Below are 4,417 nucleotides of genomic sequence, written 5' to 3' on the forward strand. Positions count from 1 at the left end.
TCAGATTTTATCTAACTATTACAAAGGAGTATTTAAATGAATGATAGTAGCCTGCTAATTCATTTCAAAAGTGAACTTCACGGTTATTCATTGGAACAGCTAAGATATATCTCCGAAGAAGGAGTTTGGTCTATTGGGCAGATGTATGACCATTTAATTCTTGTTGCTCATGAGTATCTTGATAATTTGGAAAAGTGTGCAACATCAAGTGAAGAACAACCCCTTGGGAAAACCCAGTTCGGTGAGGAATTATATAAGAACGGAGGGTTTCCACCTATTAAAATAAGATTACCAGATGAACTAAATTCCCCACCTAATAATTCGGACAGCAAGGAAAAGCTAATTTGTAGGATGGATCAGCTAATTCAAAGAATGAGTCAATGGGAATCGAAAGTGGATGATTTTAATTCAAGTTATAAATTTGAACATGGAGGGTTCGGTTGGCTGAATGCAAAGGAGTGGTATGATTTGGTTGGAATGCATTTTCGTCATCATTTGCGTCAGAAAGATGAGTTGGAAAACAGGATGCGCTTCTTCAGCTAAACGGGATCTTATTGTCCCAACCAGCCTGAAACACGTGTATACAAGTAGGGGGTGAACAGTTTAGCTGACGTGATCTAGTCCCACGGGTGCGACGTTCTACCCCGACTACCGTTATCATAAGACCATATTGAAAAAGGTCAACCAGAAATATCTGGCTAACCTTATATTACGAACGGGTGCGATAGTCCAAGACGGATTATCGCTTTTTTTGTTGAAATTATTGTACTAACGAGCAGAAGAGTTGAATAATAAAGTTACTAATCGAGGAGGGATTTTAGTGAATAAAAAAGAAGAACTACTTTCTTACATTTTTTGCAGGGGTAACAGTAACTCTTTTTATATTGCCTTTACTTTATGCATTAGGTGTTCCAACCTATGAAGTTGTGTTAGTTTCTTTATTTGGTGAAGATAGTATATTGGCTATTTTCTTTTCATTAGTTCTTGTTATAATACTTTTATTTTGGCTTGTTAAATATGTTAAAGAAAATGCGTAATGTAGCGTTTTCATATTACTCGATTCTAGACTAACGCGTGCGATGATCCAAGAAGGATTATCGCTTATTTGTGTTGAAGTTATTACGCTAACGAGGCAGGTTATTTGAAGAAGGAATTGTAACTTTTTTTAGTAATAACGGTCTATACAATAGAGGTGAAGTTTATGAAAAGATTATTTGTTTTAATTATCGCAATTGGACTTTTATTGGTTGGATGTAGTCAAGATGCAACAAATGGTAATGTAGAAAAATCCAATTCAACAAAAGACAAAGTTTATAGCAATTCTTGGGACGGTAATCCTATCATCGTTAAACAAAAAAATAATAATGGAGATTACGAAATAGTTAATGAATTAACTGATAAGGTTGAAGTAAAAAAGCTAATAGAGGCTTTGGAGAATGCAGACTGGCAAGAGAATGTTAAAGTGGATATACGACCACCAAATTATATATTCAATTGGAATTCATATAAACATAATGTTTGGGTAAATGAAGAAGTTGAAAGATTAGACCTTATAATTGAAGGACATTCAAATTATGGAACTTTATCTAAAGTATCTTCTGAATTTGTATTTGAAATCTTAACAGGTAAAAAAAATTAATATGACAAGGAACATGAATGAAGGCGATTATTCAGAAGGATTATCGCTTTTTATTGTTGAAGTTATTCTACTTACGGGGCAGTTTAGTTGAAGAAACACTGAAAAGAAAGGGGCTTTCAACATGAAATATTTATTATATGAATTGCACATAGCTCAAAATATGGATGGCACGAATGATGAAGAATAGGATAAATTAGATAATCAATGGGTTGAAAATGCAAAAAAATTCAGAGAGATATTCAATACATTAACTGATAGATTGCCTAAAGATATTTTTAATCGTTTTGACTCTTGGGGGCTTCACGATTATAGACTTATAAAAATGGAAATTGAACATAAAAGTCTCCTTCATTCAAACGTTCACTTAACTGTTTCCAGTGACGATGTTTGGATATTGAGTTTTAATAATGTCTCTTTCTTTCAATTTCAACATTTTAATTATGATAATGATAAACCTATTTACAATCGTGAAACAGATGACTGGTTGTATGAAGAGTTTTTACCAATTAACGAATCAACATTATCATTTGAAGTCGTTCTGTCATCTGGAGGAAATATTCTGTTACACTTCCCAAATAAATCGGTATCGATAAAAAAGTTGAAATAGCTACTGCGTTCTTGTTCAACTAAAGGGTGCTTGAGTTTAATAAAGAGTCGTAGCTGCGGCTCTTTTTCTTGTTCCACTAACGGAGCAGAATAATTGAATTAGATACAGTTAATTTTTTATGAAGCATTTTCTTTAATAGGAAATACATTTTTTATATAAAAACGATCCTTGATTATTATTTAACATTACTTTTTTATTGTAAATCGATAAAAAATACATTAAACTAAATTTTAAGGGGCCCTTTTATTGATTTAAAGGAGTGAGAACTAAAATGGGAGGAAGAGGAATGAATTGGAAGTTTAGGTTTGCTTTCTTTATACTGGCTTTCTTTGCTTTGGTATTAACAGGATGTCAATCGAAAAATGAAAGTGAAATGTTGATGAACGATGTGAGCGATATAAAAGAAGTCTCTATTTCCAAATCAACTGTTTTTGGTAAACTTAATGATGAATTCTTTGCAACTTTCGAGGACTCGAAAGAATTGGACACTTTCAAAAACGCTTTCTTAACTGCTAAAAGAGAGAAAGTGAAACTTGAAGGTGTTAATTATGATTTACTAATTACTGACAATAAAGGCGGTCATTATTTGTTACAATGCTATTTAGGTGAAGAGGGAGAACAAAGTGCATTTTTCTACATTGGCCACGAAGATAGAGCTTATTTTACATCCAAAGAGGTAACGCAAGAGTTGAGAAAACTCATAAAGCAGTAAAACTTAGAAAAAATTTCGTATTTGAAGGTCTCTCGCTTATTGTGCTAACGGGTGCAATAGTTGAAGATCATGTATTTTGCTGATATATAAGATGAACGGGATCATCGGACGAATTTTCGACCAAAAAAATTTCCAATGAGGAAAATTGGTACCAGTAATATGCTAATCGGAATACTTTTGAATAATAAATGTCCGTCTATAAAGCCCCATTCAAATAAGTGATAATAGGCAAGGAAAGAATAGGGAATGACAATGAATAGCGCCGTTATGACACAGGTGTATAACTACGGAAAATAATCGTTTGACCAATATGAGAAAATGCCTGCAGAAAAAATAAATTCAATGCAGCAGTAAATAGAAGAAAGTTTGCCCCGAATGGCAACAGGCTGGCAGTCATAAATGTGATAAGTGATATAAACAGCAAAATCCATGCAATACTAATAGAAAGTTGGGCGGATTTCGCACCCAACTTTTTTTGATGGTTAACGTTAGTTTGACAAGGGAAGTTTCCCGAATTTTATTTTTGTACTTTGTTATAAAACTCTCAATAGTTATAATCTCCTCTAAGCCATGGAACATAAAAATAACAGGGAACAGCCAAATAATTGTTTCAATAAAAAAAAGTTCATATACTCTCACTAGCATCTTTAGCCTCCTCACGGGGATTCCTGAGCATGTCTAATTACTTATTTTTATGCCATGGAACGAAATTCATTACTTAATTTGCTCTAAAAGGACCAGAGGGACGTTTCTGGTGGTCCCCTTGGTTCCAGATAAAGGAGCAGGAGAGCCGTCCCCATGGTATAAAGGGTACAATGGCTGTTGTACCCCCGCAATTTACCCACATTTTGATATACAATTCGTCTTACAAAAAATGTGATTGAACTGAATGTAAGATAATTGGATATTTCTGTTAAGATGAATTAAAGTTTGTGAAAAAGTATACTTAAGCTAACGGGCAGTTTAGTTAAACTAGAACTGTTAAAATAATTAAAAAAACATTCTATTTTGCAGGCATTGCTTGGAAGGACGGTTGTATTGCTTATATATTCCATATACCTTACAATTTCGTCGTATATCTATTTTTTTCTTTATATCTAAAGGAGGAGTTTTATATGTCAAGAAAGGCTTTTAGTGCATCCGGAGCTGTTGCTGTTGGTCCTTACTCACATGCAATTGAAGCAGGAGATTTAATATTTTTATCTGGTCAAACCCCAGTAGACTCCCAGACTGGAAAGCTTGTAGAAGGGGATATTGTTGAACAGACAAATCAATGTTTTAAGAATCTTTTCAATGTATTGGAAGCAGCAGGTTTAACTCCTGATAATGTCGAAAAAGTGAATGTATTCTTAACTGATATGAATAATTTCACAGCAATGAATGAAGTTTATTCTAAACAATTTTCTGAGCCATATCCTGCTCGTACAACTATAGGTGTGTCATCCCTACCTCTTGGTGC

At 33.7% G+C, this 4,417-nt stretch carries 7 protein-coding genes; 5 read left to right on the plus strand and 2 right to left on the minus strand.

The window, feature by feature from the left end:
- Positions 1–36: 36 nt before the first annotated feature.
- From V7147_RS23210 to V7147_RS23225, 4 genes are all read left to right on the plus strand, one after another.
- The gene (locus V7147_RS23210) at positions 37–543 is read left to right on the plus strand and encodes a DinB family protein (protein WP_335370168.1); all 507 of its coding nucleotides are present in this window, start codon (positions 37–39) and stop codon (positions 541–543) included.
- A 658-nt stretch (positions 544–1,201) separates the two neighbouring features.
- A complete protein-coding gene (locus V7147_RS23215) occupies positions 1,202–1,639 on the plus strand; it encodes a hypothetical protein (RefSeq protein WP_335370169.1) in 438 nt (145 codons plus the stop codon).
- Positions 1,640–2,033: 394 nt separating this feature from the next.
- The gene (locus V7147_RS23220) at positions 2,034–2,246 is read left to right on the plus strand and encodes a hypothetical protein (RefSeq protein WP_335370170.1); all 213 of its coding nucleotides are present in this window, start codon (positions 2,034–2,036) and stop codon (positions 2,244–2,246) included.
- A gap of 286 nt (positions 2,247–2,532) precedes the next feature.
- Positions 2,533–2,958 (plus strand): hypothetical protein, encoded by a 426-nt coding sequence (locus tag V7147_RS23225; RefSeq protein WP_335370171.1) that lies wholly within the window; start codon positions 2,533–2,535, stop codon positions 2,956–2,958.
- 265 nt (positions 2,959–3,223) lie between these two features.
- Here the strand turns inward: V7147_RS23225 and V7147_RS25310 are convergent, their stop codons facing one another.
- Positions 3,224–3,427, minus strand: a complete 204-nt coding sequence (locus tag V7147_RS25310) for an HXXEE domain-containing protein (RefSeq protein ID WP_438824641.1) — start codon at positions 3,425–3,427, stop codon at positions 3,224–3,226.
- Positions 3,352–3,603 (minus strand): HXXEE domain-containing protein, encoded by a 252-nt coding sequence (locus tag V7147_RS25315; RefSeq protein ID WP_438824642.1) that lies wholly within the window; start codon positions 3,601–3,603, stop codon positions 3,352–3,354. The genes V7147_RS25310 and V7147_RS25315 overlap by 76 nt, the downstream gene beginning before the upstream one ends.
- A gap of 470 nt (positions 3,604–4,073) precedes the next feature.
- Here V7147_RS25315 and V7147_RS23230 point away from each other — a divergent pair.
- Positions 4,074–4,417, plus strand: a 344-nt coding sequence (locus V7147_RS23230) for a Rid family detoxifying hydrolase (protein WP_335370172.1), incomplete at its 3' end; no start/stop codon positions are given.

This window comes from Bacillus sp. JJ1521 (assembly GCF_036965165.1).
In the GTDB taxonomy this organism is placed as follows: Bacteria; Bacillota; Bacilli; order Bacillales; family Bacillaceae_L; genus Ferdinandcohnia.

Coding starts and splice junctions, on each gene's coding strand:
- V7147_RS23225 (WP_335370171.1), top strand. CDS start 2,533: ATGAATTGGAAGTTTAGGTTTGCTTTCTTTATACTGGCTTTCTTTGCT.
- V7147_RS25315 (WP_438824642.1), bottom strand. CDS start 3,603: ATGCTAGTGAGAGTATATGAACTTTTTTTTATTGAAACAATTATTTGG.
- V7147_RS23215 (WP_335370169.1), top strand. CDS start 1,202: ATGAAAAGATTATTTGTTTTAATTATCGCAATTGGACTTTTATTGGTT.
- V7147_RS23210 (WP_335370168.1), top strand. CDS start 37: ATGAATGATAGTAGCCTGCTAATTCATTTCAAAAGTGAACTTCACGGT.